This is a genomic window from Wolbachia endosymbiont (group A) of Philonthus cognatus (assembly GCF_947251755.1).
Taxonomy (GTDB): Bacteria; Pseudomonadota; Alphaproteobacteria; order Rickettsiales; family Anaplasmataceae; genus Wolbachia; species Wolbachia pipientis.
Window position 1 is genome coordinate 953,880 of sequence record NZ_OX366388.1, and the last position, 20,768, is coordinate 974,647.

Annotated in this window: 22 protein-coding genes; 19 read left to right on the forward strand and 3 right to left on the reverse strand. The window is 35.2% G+C overall.

Annotated elements, in window-relative coordinates:
* Nucleotides 1-1,533: 1,533 nt before the first annotated feature.
* From OPR21_RS04545 to OPR21_RS04555, 3 genes are all read right to left on the reverse strand, one after another.
* Nucleotides 1,534-2,379, reverse strand: coding sequence for a DEAD/DEAH box helicase (locus tag OPR21_RS04545; RefSeq protein WP_265030307.1), 846 nt, complete (start codon nucleotides 2,377-2,379; stop codon nucleotides 1,534-1,536).
* A 39-nt stretch (nucleotides 2,380-2,418) separates the two neighbouring features.
* Nucleotides 2,419-3,211, reverse strand: a protein-coding gene (locus OPR21_RS04550) for an IS5 family transposase (protein WP_265023453.1) whose coding sequence is annotated in 2 segments (ribosomal slippage) — nucleotides 2,419-2,946 and nucleotides 2,948-3,211 — 792 coding nt in all. Because the reading frame shifts where the segments join, the coding sequence is not laid out codon by codon here.
* 577 nt (nucleotides 3,212-3,788) lie between these two features.
* Complete coding sequence (locus OPR21_RS04555) at nucleotides 3,789-4,811, reverse strand: virulence RhuM family protein (RefSeq protein ID WP_172758862.1); 1,023 nt, start codon at nucleotides 4,809-4,811, stop codon at nucleotides 3,789-3,791.
* 634 nt (nucleotides 4,812-5,445) lie between these two features.
* On the opposite strand from OPR21_RS04555, the gene OPR21_RS04560 reads away from it, so the two are divergent.
* The 19 genes from OPR21_RS04560 (at nucleotide 5,446) to OPR21_RS04650 (ending at nucleotide 20,615) form a co-directional block, all read left to right on the forward strand.
* Nucleotides 5,446-5,901, forward strand: a complete 456-nt coding sequence (locus OPR21_RS04560) for a crossover junction endodeoxyribonuclease RuvC (RefSeq protein WP_253303080.1) — start codon at nucleotides 5,446-5,448, stop codon at nucleotides 5,899-5,901.
* Nucleotides 5,902-6,004: 103 nt separating this feature from the next.
* Complete coding sequence (locus OPR21_RS04565; protein WP_265029640.1) at nucleotides 6,005-7,219, forward strand: DNA modification methylase; 1,215 nt, start codon at nucleotides 6,005-6,007, stop codon at nucleotides 7,217-7,219.
* 28 nt (nucleotides 7,220-7,247) lie between these two features.
* Nucleotides 7,248-7,727 carry a hypothetical protein gene (locus OPR21_RS04570; RefSeq protein ID WP_265029641.1) on the forward strand — a complete coding sequence of 160 codons (480 nt, stop codon included), beginning with the start codon at nucleotides 7,248-7,250 and terminating at the stop codon, nucleotides 7,725-7,727.
* A 2-nt stretch (nucleotides 7,728-7,729) separates the two neighbouring features.
* A complete protein-coding gene (locus OPR21_RS04575; RefSeq protein WP_265029642.1) occupies nucleotides 7,730-9,205 on the forward strand; it encodes an ankyrin repeat domain-containing protein in 1,476 nt (491 codons plus the stop codon).
* On the forward strand, nucleotides 9,202-11,031 hold the full coding sequence (locus OPR21_RS04580; protein ID WP_265029643.1) for a phage terminase large subunit family protein: 1,830 nt from the start codon (nucleotides 9,202-9,204) through the stop codon (nucleotides 11,029-11,031). The genes OPR21_RS04575 and OPR21_RS04580 overlap by 4 nt, the downstream gene beginning before the upstream one ends.
* A complete protein-coding gene (locus OPR21_RS04585; protein WP_265029644.1) occupies nucleotides 11,024-11,248 on the forward strand; it encodes a gpW family protein in 225 nt (74 codons plus the stop codon). Before OPR21_RS04580 ends, OPR21_RS04585 begins: the two co-directional genes overlap by 8 nt.
* A gap of 19 nt (nucleotides 11,249-11,267) precedes the next feature.
* Complete coding sequence (locus OPR21_RS04590; protein ID WP_265029645.1) at nucleotides 11,268-12,299, forward strand: PDDEXK nuclease domain-containing protein; 1,032 nt, start codon at nucleotides 11,268-11,270, stop codon at nucleotides 12,297-12,299.
* Nucleotides 12,299-13,717, forward strand: coding sequence for a phage portal protein (locus OPR21_RS04595; protein ID WP_265029646.1), 1,419 nt, complete (start codon nucleotides 12,299-12,301; stop codon nucleotides 13,715-13,717). The genes OPR21_RS04590 and OPR21_RS04595 overlap by 1 nt, the downstream gene beginning before the upstream one ends.
* Entirely contained in the window at nucleotides 13,717-14,730 is a 1,014-nt protein-coding gene (locus OPR21_RS04600) for a S49 family peptidase (RefSeq protein ID WP_265029647.1), read from the forward strand. The genes OPR21_RS04595 and OPR21_RS04600 overlap by 1 nt, the downstream gene beginning before the upstream one ends.
* A 125-nt stretch (nucleotides 14,731-14,855) precedes the next feature.
* On the forward strand, nucleotides 14,856-15,227 hold the full coding sequence (locus OPR21_RS04605) for a head decoration protein (RefSeq protein ID WP_226080686.1): 372 nt from the start codon (nucleotides 14,856-14,858) through the stop codon (nucleotides 15,225-15,227).
* Between the two features lie 16 nt (nucleotides 15,228-15,243).
* Nucleotides 15,244-16,248, forward strand: coding sequence for a major capsid protein (locus OPR21_RS04610; RefSeq protein ID WP_265029648.1), 1,005 nt, complete (start codon nucleotides 15,244-15,246; stop codon nucleotides 16,246-16,248).
* An 85-nt stretch (nucleotides 16,249-16,333) separates the two neighbouring features.
* Nucleotides 16,334-16,639, forward strand: coding sequence for a head-tail joining protein (locus OPR21_RS04615; protein WP_143688821.1), 306 nt, complete (start codon nucleotides 16,334-16,336; stop codon nucleotides 16,637-16,639).
* Between the two features lies 1 nt (nucleotide 16,640).
* Entirely contained in the window at nucleotides 16,641-17,156 is a 516-nt protein-coding gene (locus OPR21_RS04620; protein WP_265029649.1) for a phage tail protein, read from the forward strand.
* Nucleotides 17,153-17,626 (forward strand): hypothetical protein, encoded by a 474-nt coding sequence (locus OPR21_RS04625; RefSeq protein ID WP_265029650.1) that lies wholly within the window; start codon nucleotides 17,153-17,155, stop codon nucleotides 17,624-17,626. The genes OPR21_RS04620 and OPR21_RS04625 overlap by 4 nt, the downstream gene beginning before the upstream one ends.
* Nucleotides 17,613-18,077, forward strand: a complete 465-nt coding sequence (locus tag OPR21_RS04630; protein WP_264377717.1) for a phage baseplate assembly protein V — start codon at nucleotides 17,613-17,615, stop codon at nucleotides 18,075-18,077. Before OPR21_RS04625 ends, OPR21_RS04630 begins: the two co-directional genes overlap by 14 nt.
* Nucleotides 18,078-18,080: 3 nt before the next feature.
* Nucleotides 18,081-18,335 carry a PAAR domain-containing protein gene (locus OPR21_RS04635; RefSeq protein ID WP_015587734.1) on the forward strand — a complete coding sequence of 85 codons (255 nt, stop codon included), beginning with the start codon at nucleotides 18,081-18,083 and terminating at the stop codon, nucleotides 18,333-18,335.
* Nucleotides 18,332-18,667, forward strand: a complete 336-nt coding sequence (locus OPR21_RS04640; protein WP_265029651.1) for a GPW/gp25 family protein — start codon at nucleotides 18,332-18,334, stop codon at nucleotides 18,665-18,667. The genes OPR21_RS04635 and OPR21_RS04640 overlap by 4 nt, the downstream gene beginning before the upstream one ends.
* 2 nt (nucleotides 18,668-18,669) lie before the next feature.
* On the forward strand, nucleotides 18,670-19,455 hold the full coding sequence (locus OPR21_RS04645) for a baseplate assembly protein (protein WP_265029652.1): 786 nt from the start codon (nucleotides 18,670-18,672) through the stop codon (nucleotides 19,453-19,455).
* Nucleotides 19,455-20,615, forward strand: a complete 1,161-nt coding sequence (locus OPR21_RS04650) for a phage tail protein (protein ID WP_265029653.1) — start codon at nucleotides 19,455-19,457, stop codon at nucleotides 20,613-20,615. The genes OPR21_RS04645 and OPR21_RS04650 overlap by 1 nt, the downstream gene beginning before the upstream one ends.
* The last annotated feature ends 153 nt before the right edge of the window (nucleotides 20,616-20,768 follow it).

The following is a 20,768-nucleotide window of genomic DNA, read 5'->3' on the forward strand; positions in this document are numbered from 1 at the left end:
AATTTAAGTTTGAAATTCAAAAAAACTTCTTAATTGCTTTGAAAGCTAGGATTATAGAGGGTTTTTGAGTGTAGCCCAGTTTCGGGTAAAACCTTATATATTATATATATAATAAATAATAATATATAATAATAGAACATATAGGATATGTACCTTTCATAATACCTACCTAAATATTATTAACGCGCTTAAATGTTTAATTTATTACTTTTTTAATTTTTAAATAACAAGTTAAGCAAAAAGACATGAACTGTAATAAGTTTTAACCGGGTACTCAACTGAAATGGTTTTCAAAAAGGCTAATATACCGTCCATTTTAATTTTTAACCGAAATATAAAAGTTATTTAAAAAATAAACTCAAGTGGCAACTAACCGGTTTTTTAAAGCCGCCTATAACCTACTCTAACTACTCAGGTGGACCAGGGGATATCTGCATTTCATGATATTAGTAGACATAAACCTAGTCATTGTAAGATAATTAAAGGTATCACTCAAAGGAAGATAAATGTGTGGCCTATTCTTCAAAGTAAGGTTTTAAGGAATAAAAAGCTGTTCTGAGTCTTGTGATTTCCAGTAAAATTGAAAAATTAGGAACAAAAACATACTATACTTAACTCACTGAATTTCTATGCTTTTAGCCACTTAGTGTATTACTTTTCTATTTCCAAAAGACTTAATGAATCAGATCGCCCTAAACAAAAATACAACACAGGGACAAAAATATGAAAAACCTACTATTGCATTTTGGATAACCTAAAAAAAGATGAAAGATAAATGTTTACAAAAGACAAGATGGCTAATAGTAGCGTTTTAAAAAGATTCTACAACTTTAGGGTACAATCGTACAACTAGGACCTAAGTTACTCATGTAAGGTAGCTCAAAACTTGATTAAGAGTAATTTTTAAATTATTTTTTACCTTAAACTTTTACTTGCTATAAAAAAACCTTACCTTAGTCTATCACGTTTTTTATTTGTTGTAAAATATTTTTTCAAAAAAGTGAACGGTCTTTTAAATCGGTGCAATAAAAGCTGGTTATTTTGGAGGTCTTATTGAAATATAACGACTTTTATCTAAAACTCTTAAGAAAATATTTCAGATAATCTCTATAAACAAATTGTAGGTGAAGATAAAGAAAAAAGTTTGAAATTGCTGCAAACATAAGCTACAAAACCGCTTAAAACAGAGACAAAGATCAAAATTTATTTATTTACGTCTCCAATTTTATCGCGTATAATAGAGACAAAATTTCCACTATATTATTGGTAGATAGAGATATAGAGCTTTCTAAAGGGTGGGTCACCCCCCTTGAAATTAAAACAAAAGCAAGATGTCAAACACAGATAACTCAACTATAAGCTGGTCTTTGTTGTAGTTATTTTCTCACCTGCTTTAATTAATTCGTCAAAATCAGATTCATACTCTGTACAGCCTTTCTTATAATAGTCCGAATGCGATAAGATATGTGTTAGCAGGCCAAATGTTGTTTTTTTACATTTTTAAGATAAGAAGTGGATAGCTGAACTTGTTTTTTATACAGCATTTCTTATATTGATCAAATCTTTCAATTGATTATTGCTAAATTCTGTAATCCAACTCTCGCCGCTACTTATAGTTAAGTTTGCTAACTCTTCCTTACTTTGAATCATCTCATCAATACGCTCTTCAAAAGTACCTGTTGAAAGTAGCCTGTACACCATAACATTACGTTCTTGCCCAATACGGTACGCTCTATCTGTTGCTTGTGCTTCCACTGCTGGATTCCACCATAAATCGTAATGTATTACATGGTTTGCTGCTGTTAAATTAAGCCCTGTTCCACCAGCTTTTAAAGATACTATGAGAATATTTGATCGAAATGAGTTTTCAAAATCATTAACCATTTTGTCTCGTGCTTTACGGGATAAACTTCCATGCAAAAATGGCACTTTTGATTCAAACTTTTCTTCAAGTAGCCTAGCTATAATCTCACCCATTTCAGTGTATTGAGTAAATATCAATGATTTTTCTGCAAGCTCACTAATTCCTATCAATATCTCTTCTAGCATCTGCATCTTTCCTGACTGTTCAATACTTGCACGCTTTTTCTTGCCAAAATGCGATGGATGGTTACAAACTTGCTTTAAAGCATTGATAAGCTTAAGAATTAGACCCTTACGCTCAATTCCTTCACTCTTTTCTATCTTTTTCATAGTTGTGTTAACTACTTCTTGATAAAGTGCTGTTTGCTCTGGAGTTAGAGAACAATAACGATTATTTTCAATTTTATCTGGTAGATCCTCTATAATGCTTTTATCACTTTTTACCCTACGTAGCATAAAGGGATGAGTAACTTTCATGAACTTCTCTAGACAAACTTTGTCTCTCGCTTTTTCAATTGGTGTTGCAAAATGAGTTTTAAATTCCTTAGAGCCTGTTCATAATCTTTTCAGAAGTAAGGCAGTGAAAGCCAGAACGACCATTTGTAGGCTAGTATTGAGTTTTCGCTCACAATTTTTCCACAATCTTCTACATTTTTCTAACCAAGCAAAAGATCGCTCCACAACCCATCTTTTGGGCAATACAACAAAGGAATGTAATTCATTTCTTTTTATCACTTCAACGGTTGCACCAATAATCGTTTTTATTTGAGTTGCAAAATTCTCTCCAGTATAGCCTGCATCAACCAGTACATTTTTAACTCCCGAGAGGTTTTCTTTTGCATTTTCGACCATTCTCACAGCACTGCTACGGTCAGTTATCTCTGCTGTTGTTATATAAATTGCATGGGGCAAACCTTGCGTATCTACTGCAATATGGCGTTTTATTCCTGAAATCTTTTTGCCTGCATCATAGCCTTTTTCTTCAGCAGTATCTGCATTTTTTACACTCTGTGCATCAATTATGCAGAAGCTGGTTTTTTCTTTCCGACCATTGTTTTGTCGGACCACGCCAACTATTTTTTTTTAACACCAGCTCCAGAACACTTTCTTTATCTGCATCTGGTTTTTCACTCCACTTCTTAAAATAGTCGTAACAATTGCGCCATTTTGGAAACTCTTTTGGTAGCATTCTCCACTGACAACCGCTTTTCAGAACGTATAACACTCCACAAAATACATCATACAAATCAAGTTTTCTTGGTTTTGTTTTTTTTCTACAGGACTCTAGATCTGGTAACATAATCTCAAATCTTTCCCGACTTATATCACTTGGGTATAAACTCCTCATATATCCTAACTTATATATATTATCTCTTAGTTTATTCCTTTCTTGAGATCATGTACAGGTTCTAAGGATATTACAGTGTATGAAAAGATTTTACCAACCGATTACAAATCGCCAGAATATGGAAGTATTGTGCCAGTTGAAGATTCAAACATTTGGCTTTACTATAATTAGATCTCAGCTACAATACCAGACTCCAGAACTCTTCAGTCTTGGCAGAATCTGGTGCAGTTTATGAGATCTGGTACTTTCTGCTAGCAAAAAAATGATGTATTTTCAATAGTTTAAGGGTTGACAGATTTCTGAGCTGCAATCTGGTTTAGGTGGCAAAAAACTTAGGAATATTGAGGGGTTTTGACCAGTTTTCAGTCTCTAAAGTTTTCTATTATTATATAATAATAAGTAGTATGAATTAACATATACTACTTTCATCTTACTACTCAGAAAACTTAACTTCTGCAAAAAGGTAAAAGCCACTACAATTAAGTTTCAAAGCGATTATACAACCCACCAACAAGATAGCTTAAAACTCAATTAAAAGGCATTTCTAAATTGTTTTTTACTTTTATGAAATTTAGCTCTAAGTTTTTACACTTTTTTGATCAAGACTTTTCTTTTCTTCCACCAATTTATCAAAGTCTGACTTATATGACTTATCCTGTGTTTTTCTAAATACCTCATATTCTTTTGTAGCTAGGGCAATTGCTACTTCATGAGAGGTTTTGCCATAATTCTGTAATATATCTTGCTCATTAAATCTTAAAAATGCATCGAGTTTCTCTTTCCAATCCTTCATATACATTACTTTACCCCTGGCAGCTTGAAACTCTGCGTAATCTATATACATATTTACTATTCTGTTTAGCTGAGCAATTTCATTTTTATCTAAATAGTTTTTTGCTACTTGCGTGTCAGAAAGAAAGATTTTTCCCTTAGGCCCCTTACGCCAATTTGTTAATCCCATATTAGGTTTACTTCTATCCACTCTGTTAGCAATAATTTCTGCTGCTGTATTTCCAGTAATAGCAAAATGCAATTTATTCTGCACTATAGCAAAGAAATTTTTTGTTTCAGTTGAACAGCTTGCATAGTCTACTGAAGTTGCATAAATGTCTGTGATTTTCTGATAAGCCATACGCTCACTTGCACGAATTTCTCTAATTTCTTCAAGCAACTCATCAAAAAACCGAGTGTCAAATCTAGAGCCATTTTTAAATCTATTGCTATCAATCACGAAACCTTTGAAAATATACTTCTTTAGCTTATCAGTTGCCCATGTGCGAAAAGCAGCACCACGCTCTGAATTGACACGATAACCAACTGATATCACAGCCTCTAAATTGTAGAAAACCACATCACGTTTTACTTCTCTTTCTCCCTCTTTTTGAACTATCGAGGATTCCTCGGTAGTTGAGTTTTTATCTAGTTCTTTACATAGATAAATGTTTTTTAGGTGCAATGAAATATTATCAGTTGAACAGCCAAATAACTCAGCCATATGTTTCTGAGTAAGCCATAGATTTTCATTTTCAAATCTAACTTCAATACATACCTTTCCATCATCTGTTTCATAGAATAAAATTTCATTATGATTCCTGTTCATACACTTCCTTTAACACCCTTTGAAAAGCAAATAAAAAGTACTACTAATGATTAGATTGATATAAATAAACTTACAAGTAAGTTTAACACCGTTTTTATTCATTGTAAAGAAAAAATTTGTATGAAGGAGAAAACTCACTTTGCAACAGCTTTCATAAGTTCCTTGTATCTCTCATCTTTTTTTATTGAGTGTTCCCAGAAAACCTTTAAATTAGCTGATAGCAAGAGAAACAAAGTGTTTGCTAAGTTGCGTAATTGAGAAGAAATAACTTAACTCAAACAAAAAAAATTTAGTGCAAATCAAATTTCCAACCTCATTTCTAGTATATATCTGTTAAGAGGTAGTTGAAAGAGCTACTATAACGTAGACAACCTTAATCCATATACTTCTTATACCAATATTCGTTATTGGGAAGACAAATGGAACACGTTATAAATTTGCTTAATTCCCCAGTTATAGGCAAAAAGAGCTCTTTTTCATTTGTTTTATTACTAACGGGACTTGGTATTAGGAGTAGCACATGATTCTCGAATTTCCGTTGTTGGCCAACAAAAAAACTATAAACCGCTTTTTGATAGTACGTTCGAGGAACCAGACGATATTTTGGAATCAGTGCTACTTATAGTTTTAAATAATGTCAATCCTAACACTGGACCTCGGTAAACAGACAGGCTGGGCAATTCTAACAGATGGAGTAATTGAAAGTGGGAGCAAAAGTTTTCATGGTAGCCGTTTTAGCGGAGGTGGCATGTGCTTCTTGAATTTTCGTAATTGGCTCAATTCTTTGAAAGACATTTCTGCAGTGTATTTTGAGGAAGTGAGAAGACATCTAGGAACTGATGCAGCGCATTGCTATGGCGGTTTTCTCGCAGTTCTGTCTGCTTGGTGTGAAGAGAACAATATTCCCTACCAAGGTGTTAATGTTAAAACTATCAAACGCTTTATAGCAGGCAAAGGCAATGCAAGTAAGAGTGAAGTTATTGAAGCGATACGTGAAAAAAGTTTTTTACCTAGAGATGATAATGAGGCCGATGCTTTGGCATTAATGTTCTATATTAGTAAAGATATTAATAAGATGAAAAATCCATAAAAAGTGGGTCCTTTCGGCCATAATGGCGGGTTTGGTGGGTCAGACCCCAGGCCTTCTTTAGCGTCAGAGATATTTTGAATATTAACTTTTTAATTATTAAGATATGAATTTAGCAATCCACTACTATCCTGTTGAAAACCTCGTCGAATATAAGCGTAATCCTCGTAAAAATGATGACGTAGTAAATAGAATGTGTGCTTCAATCAGGGAATTCGGCTTTCGTATACCAATAGTTGCAAAAAGCGATGGAACTGTGGTTGATGGTCATTTAAGACTTAAAGCAGCAAGAAAACTTGGTATGGAGAGTATTCCAGTGGTCTTAAGTGATAATTTAAATGAACCACAAACTAAAGCTTTTCGGTTACTGGCAAATCAATCAGCTAATTGGGCAAAGTGGGATGATGAGCTTTTGAAAGTAGAAATTCAAGAGTTAGAAGATTTACAGTTTGATCTTAAAATGACTGGATTTGAATTAGAAAAAGTTCAACATTTCCTTGATGATTTAGATAGTGAAAAAGAAGATCTTTCTGACTTAGCTGTTGATGACAAAAAGGTAACAAAACCAGGTGATCTTTGGATTTTAGGTGATCATAGAATCTATTGTGGTGATAGCTCTGTAGTTGAATCATTTAAAGCAGTACTGGGCGATAAAATGGCAGACATTACTATTTGTGATCCTCCATATAACGTTGATTATGGTAGCAGTCAAGAAAGAGAGGATAAAAAGATACTAAATGATAATCAAGGTGAAAAGTATGAGCTTTTTCTCTATGATATTTGTACTCATATTTTAGCATATACGAAAGGAGCAATTTACATCTGCATATCATCATCAGAGTTTTCAACGTTGCAAAAAGCATTTGAGGAGGCAGGAGGAAAATGGTCAACATTTATCATTTGGGCAAAGAATCATTTTACACTAGGCAGGTCTGATTATCAAAGACAATACGAAGCAATGCTCTATGGGTGGAAAAGGGGCAATAAACGTGAGTGGAATGGAGGTAGAAATCAAAGTGATCTATGGTTTTATGATAAGCCAACACATAACTCACTGCACCCAACAATGAAGCCAGTAGAGCTAATGGAGAAAGCAATAGTTAATAGCAGCAGACCTGGGGATACTGTACTTGATCCATTTAGCGGTTCTGGCAGCACACTGATTGCATGTGAGAGAACAGGAAGAATTTGTAGGACAATAGAGCTAGATTCAAAATTTGTAGATGTAACCATAAAACGTTGGCAAATATATACCGGAAGAGATGCCCTTTTAGCCAGTACTGGTAAAACTTTTGCAGAAATTCAAGAAGAAAATTCGTAAAAAGGAGCAAAAAGAGAGGAGGAAAAGAGTGGAAAAAATCACGCAGACGGAATGGGCAAGAGAGATAGGAGTATCAAAGCAATATGTCTGTTATTTAGTAAAAAAAGGAATAGTTGAGTTGGAGGATGGTTTGATCAATAGAGAACAAGCAAATGAAGCAGTAGCGGCAATAAGAGATCCAAGTCAGCCACTGAGGAGGAAAAATCCAGAAAACGAAAATACAAATAACCTTTCTACAATGTTGCTAAAAACTAGAATAAAAAATGAAATGGAACGAGGTAAACTTCTTGAGGCAAAGGCAAAAGCTGAGATTGGTGAACTTGTAGCGGTAGAGGAAGTAAAGCGCGAAGCATTTAATATAGCAAGAGTTGTCCGTAATAATTTACTTAATATTCCAAATAGAGTTTCAGCACTACTTGCATCACTGAGTGACACTGAAAAGATTCATATGGCGCTAACTGAAGAGATTACAAACTCACTTGAAGAATTATCTAACGCTAAATTTTAATAATGTCTGCTAACTTAAGTTTAGAATTAATAAAGTGTCTCATTAATCAACCAGGAGTGGATGTAAATGTTAGAGGATTAAATGGAAAGACACCGCTACATTATGCAGTAGAAATTAACGAGCTTAGTATGGTTGCGCTCTTACTAAATAGGAAAAATATTAATCCACTGATCACTGATGATGATGGTAAAAGTGCGCTCTCTTGTGCAAGAGAAGAGATATTACAAGCACTAATCAATCACAAATATGGATTGGAGAAAGATAGCTTACTTCATTTAGCTGCGATGTTGAATGAAGCAAATGCTGTAAGGTTTTTACTCGACAAAGGGGTTAATGTTAATGAGCAGAATGCTCTACTACATACAGCATTACACTTAGCAGCAGGAGCTGGAAATGAAGGGATAGTAGAAATTTTAATTAGAGAAGGAAATGCGGATAAGGACATTCTTGATGCGAGAAATCACGCAGCAATTCATTATGCAGTAAACAACAAGAAAATAGGAGTAGTAAAAAAACTAGTAGACCTCGATGCAAATGTAAATAGGACCGGTAGTGGAGAAAATGCAACAAAGTTATCACCTCTTCACAATGCTGTAAGCGTTAGCAATTATGATGAACGAGATTTGTGTTTGGATATTGTAAGGTGTTTAACAAATGCTCCAAACTCCAAGGTCAATTTACAAGACTATGAAAATAAAACACCATTACATTATGCTGAAAGACTTAAAACAATAGAGGTTTTACTAACGCGAGAAGATATAGATCCTTTGATTAGAGATGATAAAGGCAAAACACCATTTTGTTATGCAAGAGAAAGGAATAAACAAGATATAGTGGAAATTTTAATGAGTAGTAAATATGGAGAAGATAAAAACAGTTTACTTCATTTAGCTGCAAAAAAAGGATATGAGGAGTTCCTAGAAGAGATTTTAGAAGAGGGAGTTGAAGTAGATATTTTAAACAATAAAGGAGAATCAGCGATATATCTTGCAGCAATAAATAGACATTTTAATATAGTAAAATTACTGCTAAAGAAAAGAGCAGATGCTACAGATGTTTTTCAGTACGCAATAACAACAAATAACGTAAAACTGATAAAGTTATTAAGCAAAGAAAAAGATATAGTTTTATTTGGAAAAAATGACAACTTTCCAACATTTCATTTATTGAGCAATAAATATTTTGAAGAAAGGAAAATAGCAGACAAAAAAATAAAGAAATATATCAATATCGTCTGTGTTTCTATAACAGTATGTGCAATAGCGATAGTGGGAATTTACCCTAACATTATAGCTGCAGTAATGGTGGGAATAGTTGCACTCATAGCTGCAATAGTAATGAGTAATTTAATTCAGAAGTATATAGAAGAAGCGCTTGAAAAGAAAATGTTTATTGAACTCGAAAGTGAGAAAACAAGTAGTCCTAATTTAAGTGATGTTGAAGTATCATCTAATGATGGTGAAGAGCTAGCAATATGATATACGCCACATCATTTTCTGAAGGTTTAAGACCAGATCCAGAGCTTAAAGTATCAGAGTGGGCGAATGAGTATCGAGTTCTAGCACCAACTGCAGCATCAGAGCCAGGAAAGTGGAGAACGGAAAGAACTCCTTATTTAAAAGAAATCATGGATTCACTTTCTCCTTCTTCACCGGCTGAAAAAATAGTATTCATGAAAGGAGCGCAGATTGGGGGAACAGAAGCAGGAAATAATTGGATAGGCTATATTATCGATCAAACACCAGGTCCAATGCTGGTAGTACAGCCAACAGTTGAAATGGGAAAGCGTTGGTCAAAAGGAAGATTTGCGCCACTGATTGAAAGTACACCATGTTTAAAAAGTAAAGTAAAAGACCCAAGGTCAAGAGATTCAGGGAATACTGTACAAAGTAAGGAATTTCCAGGTGGAATAGTAGTAATAACCGGAGCAAACAGCAGTGTAGGACTTCGTTCTATGCCAGTAAAATATCTCTTTCTTGATGAAATAGACGCCTATCCAGGAGATTCGGGAGGAGAAGGAGATCCAGTACTGCTTAGTATTGCTCGAACTAATACATTTGCACGGCGAAAGATTTTTTTAGTGTCAACGCCAACGATTCATGGAATAAGTAGAATTGAAAAGGAATTTGAAGCAACGGATAAGAGATATTTTTTTGTACCATGTCCGCATTGTAATGACTATCAAGTATTAAAATGGTCACAAATAAAATGGGAAAACAATGACTCAAAAACAGCACACTATATATGTATAGAATGTGGTGAAAAGATAGAAAATCATCAAAAGACAGAGATGCTTGAGCGTGGAGAATGGAGGCCTACTAATAGAGTAAAAGGTGAGAAAAAAGGATTTCATCTTTCAAGTCTTTATAGTCCAGTTGGCTGGTATAGTTGGCAACAAGCAGTAGAAGATTTTCTCCATGCAAAGGAAAGTGAACAATTACTGAAAGTTTGGATAAATACCACACTTGGAGAAACCTGGGTAGATAAAGGAGAAGTACCAGAATGGAAGCAATTATTTAACAGAAGAGAATCTTTTCAGATTGGTACAGTACCAAAAGGCGAAGTGGTACTCACAGCAGGAGTAGATGTACAAAAAGATCGGTTAGAAGTAGAAGTTGTAGCCTGGGGAAAAAGCCGTGAAAGTTGGTCAATAGACTACCAAGTATTTGAAGGTGATACTGGAGGAGGAGAAGTATGGGGAAAACTCTCTGAGCTGTTAAATCATCATTTTATCGGTGAAAATGGTCTTGAATACATGATAAGCATGATGGCGGTTGATGCTGGGTATGCGACACAAGAAGTATACAATTGGGTAAGAGGTCATCAAGGCTCTGGAAGAGTAATGGCAGTGAAAGGTGTAAATAAAGCCCTAGTACCACTTAGCAGCCCAAGTAGAGTAGATATAACAGTTGGTGGTCAAAAGCTAAAGAGAGGAATAAAGCTCTGGCCAGTAGGAGTATCGATATTAAAGTCAGAGCTTTTTCAATTACTTAATATTTTGAAAGAAGAAGAGGGAAAAGCTCTACCTGGATATTGTCATTTTCCCGAGTATGCACCTGAATATTTTAAACAGCTAACGGCAGAGCAATTAGTCAGCAAGGTAGTAAAAGGATACACCAAACAAGAGTGGCAAAAGGTAAGAGAAAGAAATGAAGTACTTGATTGTCGAATTTACGCAAGAGCTGCATCTATTGCGCTTGGAATCGATCGTTGGCCAGAGAGTAAATGGAATAGTTTAAGTGGAAAAATGGAAAGTAAAAAGCCTAAAAAAGTAAGACAGAGTAAATGGCTGGAAAATGTATAACGAAGAGTATTTAGTTCAAGTCGAAGAAGCGATAAAGAAGCTGCAAAACGGAGAGCGAGTAGTATCAATTGCATATGGTGACCATGTAGTGAGATATGCTGAAGTTCAGATAAATGATTTACTAAACTTAAGACAACGTATTAAAGCTGAGCTAAAAGTTGCAGGTGTGAAGCCAAAGAGGAAAATTGTTTTTTCAACAAGTAATGGGATCATATAATATCGTTGAAAGGACCCATATGACAAAAATTATAGCAAAAGAATATACAGAATTTTTAGAGCATCTGAAAGAGCAGATTGCTACTAGTCGTTATAAAGCAGCACTAGCAGTAAATAGCAAGCTTATTGTGCTTTATCACCATATTGGTACAGAGATCTTGAAGCGCCAAAAAGAACATGGTTGGGGTGCTAAAATCATAGATCAGCTAAGTAAGGATTTGAGAAGCGCATTTCCAGAAATGAAGGGATTTAGTGCTAGGAATCTTACTTATATGCGTCAATTTGCTGCAGAATATCAAGATACTGAATTTACGCAGCAGGTTGCTGCACAATTGCCTTGGTTTCATATTGTAGTTATTTTAGATAAAGTAAAAGATCCAAAAGAAAGACTATTTTATTTTCAAAAAGCTATAGAGCACGGCTGGTCACGTAGTATAATGGTGATGCAAATCGAACGTGAATTGCACAAACGTCAAGGAAAAGCTGTTACTAACTTCAAAGATAAGTTACCTTCTTCCCAGTCAGATTTAGCACATTATACATTAAAAGATCCATATATTTTTGATTTTTTGAGTATAGGAGATGACGCTCATGAAAGAGAAGTAGAAAAAGGTCTTGTAGGCCATGTAGAGAAGTTTTTGCTTGAGCTAGGGGAAGGATTTGCATTTGTTGGTAGGCAATTTCACTTAGATGTTGGAAATAAAGACTTCTATATTGACTTATTGTTTTATCATTTAAAGCTACGTTGCTTTGTAGTAATTGAGCTAAAAGACAAAGATTTCAAGCCAGAGTATGCAGGTAAAATGAATTTTTATCTTTCAGCCGTTGATGATTTACTAAAGCACGAGACAGATCAACCATCTATAGGATTAATTTTATGCAAGTCAAAGGATAACGTACTAGCTAAGTATACATTGAAAGACATAAATAAACCGATAGGGTTGGCAGAATATAAAATTACTGAAAATCTACCAGAGAATGTAAAGACAGCCTTGCCAACAATAGAAGAGCTGGAAGCTGAGTTATCAAAAATTTCAGATAAAGAAAAGTAATGCTATTAAAATCGTTCAAACAACTATTTAACAAGCCAAAAATCAAAAGTTCAGCGTGGGATGCAGCAGGTTCAGGAAGAAGATTTTTTCACTTTCAACCAGAGTTAGGAAGCATAAATAATTTACTTTCTCAGAGCCTTGGGCACTTACGTAGCCGCTCTCGGGATATGGTAAGAAAAAATCCATATGCAGCAAATATCATTGATACAATAGTAAGTAACTCGATTGGAACAGGAATAAAACCACAATCAAAAGCAAGGGATGGAGAATTTCGAAAGAAGGTGCAAGAATTATGGCTAAGATGGACAGATGAAGCAGACAGTAACGGAGTAAGTGATTTTTATGGATTACAAGCTATAGTGTGCAGAAGTATGATAGAGGGAGGAGAATGTTTTGTACGTTTAAGAACGAGAAAACTGGAAGATAGATTTTCTGTACCATTACAACTGCAAGTACTTGAGTCTGAACATTTAGATAATAAAACAAATCAAACTTTAGGAAATGGTAATGTAATAAGAAACGGGATTGAGTTTAACAGGCTTGGGCAAAGAGAAGCATACTACCTATTTAAAGAACACCCTGGTGAAAGTATGTTTGGAGAATCAGTTAGAGTACCAGCAAATGATGTTTTACATATCTATAAACCTTTAAGACCTGGACAAATCAGAGGGGAGCCTTGGCTTTCTAATATACTGCTGAAGCTTTATGAGCTTGATCAATATGATGATGCAGAGCTGGTGAGAAAGAAAACTGCAGCAATGTTTGCTGGATTTATTACGAGACTCGATCCAGAAGCAAATATCATGGGAGAAGGTGAAGCAAGTGAGCAAGGAGTAGCACTATCTGGCCTGGAACCTGGAACAATGCAGCTTTTAGACCCAGGAGAGGACATAAAATTTTCAGAACCATCAGACGTAGGAGGAAGTTATGAAGCATTCATGAGACAGCAACTGAGGGCAATAGCAATAGGTACAGGGATAACATATGAGCAGCTAACAGGAGATTTAACAGGCGTTAATTATTCATCAATCAGAGCTGGATTAATAGAGTTTCGTCGTAGATGTGCTATGCTGCAACACAACATTATGGTATTTCAATTTTGCAGACCAGTATGGAATAGATGGCTAGAGTTAGCAGTACTTTGTGGAGAACTCTGTATAGATGAAAAAGTAGTAAAAGCAGCGAAAGAAGAAGTAAAATGGATACCACAGGGATTTGATTGGGTGGATCCACTGAAAGACCAGCAAGCACAGCAAATGGCAGTAAGGAATGGATTTAAGAGTCGATCGGAAGTAGTATCAGAAATGGGTTACGATGTAGAAGAAATTGACCAAGAAATAGCAGAAGATCAAAAGCGAGCTAATTCTTTTGGACTTTGTTTCGATTCTGATGTTAACCATAAAAGGGAAGGAAGGTGATGTGGATAAATAAGCCAATAATGGTAGAGAGAAGAAGCTTTGAACTACTATCATTATATAACAGCAAACAACCTATCTTTAAGAACTTAAAGCATTTTCATATAAACCCAAAAGGAATAGCAATAATACGTATTTATGGAGTTTTGACAAAAAAAACAGAAGCTTTTGATCATATTTTAGACATGACTTCGTATGAAAATATTCATGAAGAGATAGAGAGTGCTTTAGAAGATAAAAGCATAGAGACGATTCTACTTGACATAGACAGTCCAGGAGGAGAAGTAAACGGTGTCTTTGACCTAGCTGATTTTATTTATGAATCAAGAGCAAAAAAGAGAATTATTGCAATAGCAAATGATGATGCATATTCTGCTGCGTACGCTATAGCCTCTAGCGCTGAAAAGATTTTTCTCACCCGCACTTCAGGAGTTGGGAGTATAGGAGTAATAGCAAGTCATATAGATCAAAGTGGTTTTGATGAAAAACAGGGAATAAAATACACCACAATCTTTGCTGGCAGTCGAAAGAATGATTTAAATCCGCATGAGCCAATGACGTCTGAAAGTTTAGAAAGCTTACAAAAAGAAGTAGGCCGACTATATGGAATGTTTGTGCAGCTAATAGCAAGGAACAGAGGTCTTTCAATTGAAAAGATTCGATCAACAGAAGCAGGTCTATATTTTGGGGAGAAAGCAGTAGAAATAGGTCTTGCAGATGGAGTTACAACATTTTTTGAATTTATCAACAATCATAAAAGTAGGAGTGTTAGTATGACAACTATTGAGGAGAACTGTCGTAGAGAAATTTTAGAGATAATAAGATTATGTAATATATCAAAGATGCCAGAAAAGATAGGAGAATTTATAGAGCAAGGCTCAAGTGTTGAGCAAGCCAGGGAAGTTTTAATGGAGTTACTTGCAGAGCGAACGAAAAAAACAGAGATACTGAGTGCAATACCACAGAATGCAGGAGAAGAATTGATGATGCAGGTAGCGAAAAGTCGGTGCATTTGATGGTCTTAACCGTGGTATATAATCGCCGCGGTAAATAAGTGTTCAAAACGCGCCACAATTATAACCGCTGCATATAACAACTACAAATATGGCGGTAAAAAAATAAAAAAAGGAGAAAAGGAAATATGACATGTATAACCGAACAAAATAATCTAGGTGACTTATTAAAGTATGAGGCATCAAGTCTATATTCAAGAGATCAGATAACAGTAGCCAAGGGGCAAAATCTGAAGCTAGGAACAGTAGTTGGTTATGATACTAAAGATAATTTAATTAAAGCTTTAAATCCAACTGCCACAGATGGGACACAAACGGCGATAGGAGTGATAACAAGCGATGTAAACGCAAAGGAAAATAGTAAAGGAGTAATTATTGCTCGCGGTGCAATGCTAGCAGATTATGCAGTTGTGTGGCCAGTAAATATCACTGAAGAGCAAAAAACAGCAGCAATAAAACAACTAGAAACACGTGGAATTATCATTCGCAAAACAGTCTAATTTAAGGAGAAATTCAATGCAAAATCCATTTACAAATACAGCATTTAGCATGACGGCACTAACAAATGCGATGAATATATTGCCGGTAAATTATGGACGAGTTGAAAATTTAAATTTATTTCCAAGTAGGTCAGTAAGATTTAGACATATTACAATAGAAGAGCAAAACGGAGTATTAAGTTTACTACCAACGCAAGTTCCAGGGGCACCAGCAACAGTAGGAAAAAGAGGAAAAAGAAAGGTAAGAACATTTACAATTCCACATATTCCTCACGATGATGTAGTGTTACCAGAGGAAGTACAAGGAATAAGGGCATTTGGATCAGAAAGTGAACTGAAAGCGCTGGCAGATGTAATAACTGATCATTTGCAGCTAATGAGAAACAAACATGCAATAACATTAGAGCATTTGCGAATGGGAGCGCTGAAAGGAATAATTCTGGACGCAGATGGAAGTGAATTGTTAAATCTGTATAACGAATTTGAAATAACACCAAAAGTAGTAAATTTTGCACTGGGAACAGCAACAACTGATGTAAAGCGTAAGTGTATGGAAGTACTCCGGCATATAGAAGATAATCTAAGTGGTGAATATATGACAGGAATTCATGCTTTAGTAAGCCCTGAGTTTTTTGATGCACTTACTTCTCATACTAAAGTAAAAGAAGCATACGAGAGATGGCAAGAAGGAGCAGCATTAAGGAACGATATGAGATCAGGATTTACGTTCTGTGGAATAACGTTTGAGGAATATAGAGGGCAAGCAACTGATCCTGAAGGAACTGTAAGAAGATTTATAGAAAGAGATACAGGGCACTGTTTTCCACTAGGAACAGCAAGTACATTTACGACATATTTTGCACCAGCAGACTTTAATGAGACAGTAAATACTCTTGGACAGCCACTATATGCAAAACAAGAGCCAAGGAGGTTTGATAGAGGGACTGATTTGCATACACAGTCGAACCCTCTGCCAATGTGCCACCGCCCGGCCGTTTTGGTCAAGGTCGTTGCAACATAAAAATACTGATAGAGCAACAAAAAGGCAGTTAGTATTCTATCAGCATATAGCGTACTGATGAAAACTTAATGAATAAAATAGAAGAATGCAAGAGAGTATTAAGCGATTATTTAAAGATTGTCTTATCCATTTAGGGGAGTTAGCTTTATATGAGTCAAAGAATAAGTCATATATGGTACAGGTATTAAAGCAACAGCCAGATAAATTATACGAGATTGGTGAAGGACAATTTGTGGGAGAGATGCTTTTTCTTGAGGTAAGCATTTTTGATATACTGAGGCCAATTGTAGGAGATATTTTTGTTATAGGTGATTGCAAATACAAAATACACACACCACCACTTAGAGATAAATCTGGAATGGTCTGGCGAATCGAAGCGTATGGGGTGTAAAATGTCTGTGCATATAGAAGTTAATAGTAATGAGGTAATAGAAAGTGTAAATGCTAAAAGAAAAAAAATAGAATTAGCAATAGTGAGAGCGTTAAACAGAACAGCACTATGGCTAAAATTGAAGACAGCAAAAGAAATTAGTGAGGAAAAGAAGATAAAATTAAGTTTGATAAGAAAGAGATTAAGAATTTTTAAAGCAAAAACAAGCAGATTAGAAGTGTTAATTAGAGCAAATCTCTACGACATTAGAGCATCGACAATTGGTAAAATACAAAAAACAAGAAGAGGATCGAAAGTAGGAAAGCATGAGTTTATAGGAGGATTTGCAGCAGTTATGCCAAAAGGAAATAGCGGTATTTTTAAACGTGAAGGAAGGGCAGCATTACCAATAAAGGAAGTTAAGTTGCCACTCGAACCTGAGGCTTCAAGGATAATAGGGAATCTTATTAATTATGAGGTTGAAAAGGTATTTGAAAAATTCTTCCACCGCGAATTAAGTGACATTACACCTATATGAATTGGCAAGATTTACATCAAGTAATTTGTACTACGTTAAAGGAAGAAATACCGGCTATACAGATATGTGAAATTTATCCAGCAATAAGAAAAGAATTATTAGCGCCAGCGGTATTTGTAGAGCTTGTGAGTTTAGAATCGGGAAAAGATCCTGGAACAGGTGAACTAGCTCTGAGGGTAAGATTTGAGGCAAGAATAGTAGTTGATAGTACTATAGAAAATGCACCTATTATTGTCAGATCTTTAGCTGCTGAGGTTGCAAGAGTAGTGAACAAGAATACCTGGGAAAAGAATGTATCTCCGGCTGAATTTCTTTCTGCAGAGCCTGATGGATTTAGACCCGAATTAGATGCATATTTGGTGTGGATGGTTGATTGGAGTCATCAGCTTCATTTAGGTAAATCAGTATGGGAAGAGGGGAAAATTAAACCACATACAATAAACGTAGGAAATATAAATGTTGGATCATAGTTTTGCGATTTCAGAGCTGAATAGGAAGCTAGCAAACGTTATTCGTATAGGAATTGTAAAAGAAATAGATTATGAAAAAGCAAAAGTAAGAGTGAAAATAGGCGAATTTTTAACAGATTATTTACCGTGGATAACAAGTAAAGCAGGAAAAGATAGAGATTGGTCTCCACCAGATATCGGTGAACAGGTTATGATATTTTCTCCTCTTGGCGAATTATCGTTAGGAGTGGTGTTAGGAGGGATATACCAGGAAAAATACCCTGCATCAGAGAATAAAAAAGAGGTGAGTAGCTTAACATTTCAAGATGGAACAAAGTTGTCATACGATAAAGATAAACATCATTTAGAGATTGAAGTAGTAGATAAAATAACACTGAAAGCTGGAGAATCGAGTATAGAAATGACAAAAGAAAGAATAAAACTTAAGGGAAGGAGAATAGATCTAAACTAGCATATGGGTAAAGCAATCGTTTGTGTAGGGGATAATTGTACAGGAATACCGGTTCATGTTTGTATGAGTGGAAGTGAAGACGTATTTGTAAATAGTAGATCTGTGTGTCGTAGGGGTGATATCTTGACTATAGGGGAGACACTAACGCAAGGGTCAAACAGCGTATTTGTGAACGGTATGGGAGTAACAAGAACAGGAGACTTGGTATCGTGTAGTTTTAAAGTGATAGGTGTTAGCAAAAATGTATTTGCAGAATGAGAGGCATGAATGCTAGCACGGGAAAGGAATTGGAAGGAATAGAACATTTAAAACAATCAATTACTGATATTTTAACCACTCCTATTGGATCACGTATTATGAGAAGAGATTATGGTTCTCGATTATTTGAATTAGTAGATAAGCCAATAAATAGAGATTTAACTTTGGAAATCTATGCAGCAACAGCAGAAGCACTGGGGAAATTTGAGAAGAGATTTAAGTTAGAAAAAGTAAAGATTGCTGAAGCTAAAGAAGGAAAAATGACTCTTGTACTTGAAGGTATGTATCTTTCAGAAGGCAAATTCATAGGTATTAGTGGAATAGTTGTTTAGAAATGCAGACATCTAATATTATTGAAAAACTAAGCTATGAGGAAATCTTTTCCAGAATGAAGGAGGAGTTAGTGTGTAGAGATGAAACCTTTTCAGCGTTAGTAGAATCCGATCCAGCGATAAAGATTCTGGAGGTAGCAGCCTGGCGAGAACTTTTGCTCAGACAAAGGATGAACGAAGCAGTAAAGAGTAATTTACTGAAATTTGCAAGGGGAGAAGATCTTGATAATTTGGCTGAATTTTATGGAGTAGAGAGAGAAAAAGAAGAAGAGGATGAAAGATTTAGAAAGAGGGTAAAAGCAAAAATAGCAGGTTGGTCAACAGGAGGAAGTAAGGAATATTATAAATATCATGCACTGTCAGCAGATAGTAGAGTAAAAGATGCACTAGTAGAATCACCTATACCAGGAAAAGTACAAATTTCAATCTTATCAACACAAACTGGCATAGTGTCAGAAGAGCTACTAGAAATTGTAAAAAAGCAGGTTACTAGAGATGATATAAGGGTTTTAACCGATACAGTAACAGTGATAGGTTGCAATATTACGGAAATAGATATTCACAGCAGAATGAGCATAAGTCCTATAATATCAGAGGAAGAAATCAAGAAGCAATTTATTAAGAAGTTTGAAGAAAGTAGAAGGCTGGGATGGAGTGTAACAAGATCGTGGATAATAGCGAATTTATTTGTAGAGGGTGTAGAAAACGTAGAATTAATCGAGCCAAAAGAGGATGTTGTGGTGCTAGGTAACGAGTGTGCAAATTTACGAAATTTAAAGATTGAGTAATGCTATTACCCCCAAACGCAACAAAGCAAGAGCAAGCACTGGTTGATGCAACAGATTATAAGGTTGATCCGAGCTGTATCAGAGGATTTAAGTTTAGTCTTAAAGAAGAAACATTGCCTTGGATAATAGAAGAATATGGTTTAGAAGAAATACTGCGCTGGGTAAAAGATAGAAGAAAAGCCATAGTAGAAGGAGTAAAATTTCAAAGACTGAGAGGAACACCTGCATCACTTAAAATAGCGCTCAAATGGGCAAATATAGAAGATATTACAATTATTGAGGAGCCACCTGGTAAACATTTTTTCGAGTTGCAAATAGGAATAAGAGATGTTCCAAATAACTTTTTTGTAGATGCAGTAGTAGAACTTGCAAAACTATCACTACCAGCAAGATCAAGGCTAATGAGGATTTTCAATGATCACCATAACGTTGATAGGTTTATTTTAGATGAAAGTTTATTCGGCAGCTTATTGTCAGACTATTCAGGTAGAAAAGTTGAAAAAGATGGACCAGTATTATCGTTTGGAAGAGTAAATTTTTTCAGGTCTAGTGGTCCAGTTATTAGGATTATAGAAAACTATCTACGCGATCATTATGAACGAGCTTTAAGCAATGATATATATCGCCTAGATGTAGCAATCCTTGGAGAAACCGAGCCTCACACAAAGAATTATAACGGTATTTATGAAAGAAATCATGTGTGGTATAACTTCAAAGCGCTATATCCGCTACCACAGAGCTTATTACCTGAGATTAAGTTTGCGAAAGCGCAGATAGTATTATCAGATAGCTGGAACTTGGGGGAAATAAACGCATGTTTTCCAGTTGGTAGTGTGGAAGAAAAAGGAAGTAAATTTTTACTAGGAAGTAGCAAACTATCTGAACAACTGTGGAATTTAAAATACAAGCCAATTTTAGAAAGGTTTAGCGTTACTCACCACTACAAAGTAGAAGATTTTACCAACCAGAAAGTTATAAGATTTGGTGTGGCAGAACACTATGTTCATTTTGAAAACAATTTAGATTTAAAGCAAAAGGACGCAATACACGAGTTAGAAAGTTACATTTTGGTATTTTACCCAGGCGTACTAACGTGGCACGAACATCGACATTTGAACAGAAGTTGGAAAAATAGTCAAGTAATATCTATAATAAGTTAAGTACTTATATTTATATCCTCATATATTATGTTAATAATAGGTAAAAGTGTATGAAATAAAAAGAAAAAGACTTGCTTTCTCATGCTAAAACGGACATGACTTGAATAGCAGCAGGTAAACATAAGAAATTTGTCTGGCGCTAGAAAAGCTAAT

Coding starts and splice junctions, on each gene's coding strand:
- OPR21_RS04615 (WP_143688821.1), top strand. CDS start 16,334: ATGCAAGAGAGTATTAAGCGATTATTTAAAGATTGTCTTATCCATTTA.
- OPR21_RS04555 (WP_172758862.1), bottom strand. CDS start 4,811: ATGAACAGGAATCATAATGAAATTTTATTCTATGAAACAGATGATGGA.
- OPR21_RS04605 (WP_226080686.1), top strand. CDS start 14,856: ATGACATGTATAACCGAACAAAATAATCTAGGTGACTTATTAAAGTAT.
- OPR21_RS04575 (WP_265029642.1), top strand. CDS start 7,730: ATGTCTGCTAACTTAAGTTTAGAATTAATAAAGTGTCTCATTAATCAA.
- OPR21_RS04595 (WP_265029646.1), top strand. CDS start 12,299: ATGCTATTAAAATCGTTCAAACAACTATTTAACAAGCCAAAAATCAAA.
- OPR21_RS04645 (WP_265029652.1), top strand. CDS start 18,670: ATGCAGACATCTAATATTATTGAAAAACTAAGCTATGAGGAAATCTTT.
- OPR21_RS04560 (WP_253303080.1), top strand. CDS start 5,446: ATGTCAATCCTAACACTGGACCTCGGTAAACAGACAGGCTGGGCAATT.
- OPR21_RS04620 (WP_265029649.1), top strand. CDS start 16,641: ATGTCTGTGCATATAGAAGTTAATAGTAATGAGGTAATAGAAAGTGTA.
- OPR21_RS04585 (WP_265029644.1), top strand. CDS start 11,024: ATGTATAACGAAGAGTATTTAGTTCAAGTCGAAGAAGCGATAAAGAAG.
- OPR21_RS04625 (WP_265029650.1), top strand. CDS start 17,153: ATGAATTGGCAAGATTTACATCAAGTAATTTGTACTACGTTAAAGGAA.
- OPR21_RS04640 (WP_265029651.1), top strand. CDS start 18,332: ATGAGAGGCATGAATGCTAGCACGGGAAAGGAATTGGAAGGAATAGAA.
- OPR21_RS04635 (WP_015587734.1), top strand. CDS start 18,081: ATGGGTAAAGCAATCGTTTGTGTAGGGGATAATTGTACAGGAATACCG.
- OPR21_RS04580 (WP_265029643.1), top strand. CDS start 9,202: ATGATATACGCCACATCATTTTCTGAAGGTTTAAGACCAGATCCAGAG.
- OPR21_RS04590 (WP_265029645.1), top strand. CDS start 11,268: ATGACAAAAATTATAGCAAAAGAATATACAGAATTTTTAGAGCATCTG.
- OPR21_RS04600 (WP_265029647.1), top strand. CDS start 13,717: ATGTGGATAAATAAGCCAATAATGGTAGAGAGAAGAAGCTTTGAACTA.
- OPR21_RS04650 (WP_265029653.1), top strand. CDS start 19,455: ATGCTATTACCCCCAAACGCAACAAAGCAAGAGCAAGCACTGGTTGAT.
- OPR21_RS04630 (WP_264377717.1), top strand. CDS start 17,613: ATGTTGGATCATAGTTTTGCGATTTCAGAGCTGAATAGGAAGCTAGCA.
- OPR21_RS04610 (WP_265029648.1), top strand. CDS start 15,244: ATGCAAAATCCATTTACAAATACAGCATTTAGCATGACGGCACTAACA.
- OPR21_RS04565 (WP_265029640.1), top strand. CDS start 6,005: ATGAATTTAGCAATCCACTACTATCCTGTTGAAAACCTCGTCGAATAT.